Genomic DNA, 1,613 nt, shown 5'->3' on the forward strand with positions numbered 1-1,613 from the left:
CCTATAACAAATAGAAAAAATAAATAAATGAAAATATGGGTGTTAAAATATGCGTTTGTTTGTTAATTTGAAGTTTAAGGATGTGTTAATTTCAGTAGGCATCGGAATAATATTTATGCTTGGAGCACTTCTTATTCAGCTGATCATTGACCAAATTCCTGAAATTATCATTCTTGTTGATCACCATTATAATATCTCATATTTAATAAAAAATATAAAAACGATAGAAATAAAAAATGCCATTATTTATTCCATATATCTCGGCATGGCTGCAGGATTCATTCAGGAGGGATTTACATATTTTGCCATAAGCATAAAACCTGAAAAAATGGCATTTTTTATAGGCATTGGTTTTTCAGCAGTTGATATAGCTGTAATTTTCATCGAGGATTTTAATAATTTATCCGGATTTTTGCTTATATTAATAATATTAAATATTATTTCATCACTATTATTTCATCCTGGAACGGCAACATTTATGAAATTCGGGAAATTATCCGGGCATGGAATAATGACGTATATAACTTCATCAATTCTTCATACATCTATAGATGGCGGTCTTGTATATACAGATATATACATACTAACACATATAAAGCAGTATATAATTTCAACTGAGTTATTCTGGGCATTTACAATGGTTATTTCCATTTCAATATTTTTAATAGGCATTTTAAAACTTAACTCTTTAATACGGGATTAATACAAGTATACATATTTTATTGCAATTACAGGATTTAGAATTAATACTTTTATTCATTTTTGGTTATAATAATTAAAAATTCATTGTTGTATTTATTATATATAACAAAATTTAAATACAACCTTGTATTTAATTTTTATGGGAAAACTAGGAACAGGAGGTAAGGCAGGAGCATTATCTGGTCTTGTGTATGGAGTAATAGCGGGCATTTTTAGCTATATTACATTGATTATTTATAAAAATAATATTATGAAATTTTTATCCAAGGAGGCATCTTCAGAGGCATCATTGGGAGTTCATATTTCAGCATCACAGTTATATTCCACAGAGATTCAGAGTTCAATAGTTTTGGCTATAATCGGTGGGCTTATAATAGGAATAATCCTTGGTATAATTTTTGCCTATGTAAATGGAAGATTACCGGGTAAAAGTATGATAATAAAGGGGGAAATTTTTGGCCTTGTAATATGGATAATATTTGATGTTATAATTGATGCTTTGGATATAGGGACATTTGGATTATCATATTATATAACATCCGTAGGCCTTGGCATAATAAGTCTTTTAGTATTTGGCTATCTTCTTGGAAAACTATACACACGATTTGAAGGTAATGATAAAATATTGACAGAGGGTGAATATAAAAACTAAAGGAAATGAAATTCTCTTTATTGTATATAAATTTGAATTAAGTTCAAAAATATCTATATTATTAAAGGCATAAAATTAATATTTTTTTAATTTTTTTAAAGATATTATAATGCTTATGATTGGATATATTTTCATAAGATCCTCATATTTATTGAAATTGATGTGTAAGAAATAAAAATATCTGGATAAATAATTTTTCAATTCTATATCAAATTAAATATTTAACTGAAAAGGCCATAAATAAACAATGAAGTTAAAA

General features: G+C 26.6%; 2 protein-coding genes. Both read left to right on the forward strand.

Translation table 11 applies throughout. The annotated features are described in order from the left end of the window. Positions 1-49 precede the first annotated feature (49 nt). The gene (locus AOG55_RS03365; RefSeq protein ID WP_048101211.1) at positions 50-703 is read left to right on the forward strand and encodes a hypothetical protein; all 654 of its coding nucleotides are present in this window, start codon (positions 50-52) and stop codon (positions 701-703) included. Positions 704-841: 138 nt separating this feature from the next. Next, the gene (locus AOG55_RS03370) at positions 842-1,354 is read left to right on the forward strand and encodes a DUF6789 family protein (RefSeq protein WP_048101210.1); all 513 of its coding nucleotides are present in this window, start codon (positions 842-844) and stop codon (positions 1,352-1,354) included. The last annotated feature ends 259 nt before the right edge of the window (positions 1,355-1,613 follow it).

Origin of the sequence: Acidiplasma cupricumulans (assembly GCF_001402935.1) — an archaeon.
Classification (GTDB): Archaea; Thermoplasmatota; Thermoplasmata; order Thermoplasmatales; family Thermoplasmataceae; genus Acidiplasma; species Acidiplasma aeolicum.

Excerpts from the sequence above, each read along its gene's own strand:
- AOG55_RS03365 (WP_048101211.1), top strand. The coding sequence starts at position 50 with ATGCGTTTGTTTGTTAATTTGAAGTTTAAGGATGTGTTAATTTCAGTA.
- AOG55_RS03370 (WP_048101210.1), top strand. The coding sequence starts at position 842 with ATGGGAAAACTAGGAACAGGAGGTAAGGCAGGAGCATTATCTGGTCTT.